This window comes from Desulfofundulus thermobenzoicus, assembly GCF_009428905.1.
In the GTDB taxonomy this organism is placed as follows: domain Bacteria; phylum Bacillota; class Desulfotomaculia; order Desulfotomaculales; family Desulfovirgulaceae; genus Desulfofundulus_A; species Desulfofundulus_A thermobenzoicus.
This window is the reverse complement of record NZ_WHYR01000154.1, coordinates 1-481: the sequence shown is the minus strand read 5'-3', so window position 1 is coordinate 481 and position 481 is coordinate 1. Positions and strand designations below refer to the sequence as shown.

Annotated in this window: 1 protein-coding gene; it reads left to right on the top strand. The window is 45.5% G+C overall.

Annotated elements, in window-relative coordinates; genetic code table 11:
- Window positions 1-83: 83 nt before the first annotated feature.
- Window positions 84-481 (top strand): gamma-glutamyltransferase (locus GFC01_RS17975; protein ID WP_243137691.1); only part of this gene is annotated, 398 nt, incomplete at its 3' end.

Below are 481 nucleotides of genomic sequence, written 5' to 3'. Positions count from 1 at the left end.
GGTCCACACACGGTAATGCGGTTGGTGTCCCAGGGACAGTAAAAGGTCTCTAGGCAGCATTAGATAAGTGGGGAACCCGTTCGATGAAGGAATTGATTGAGCCTTCAATTCAGCTTGCAGAGGATGGATTTGAAATCGATTCTGTTCTGGCAAAAGCCATTGAAGATCATCAAGAAAAGCTGAATAAAACGGCTGCAGCGCCAATCTTTCTTCCAGATGATCAGCCGCTCAAAGAAGGCGATCTGCTTGTACAGCCAGGTCTTGCGAAAACATTTAAGCTCATTGCAAAAAAAGGAAGCAAAGCATTTTATGAAGGAAAAGTAGCAAAAGCACTTGCAAAGACAGTCCAAGATTTTGGCGGAACGATGACAACTGATGACCTTGGTCGTTATGAGGTCAAGACTGACAAGCCTATCTGGGGGGACTATAAAGGATACCAGCTTGCAAGTATGCCTCCACCAAGCTCAGGCGGTGTGTTTAT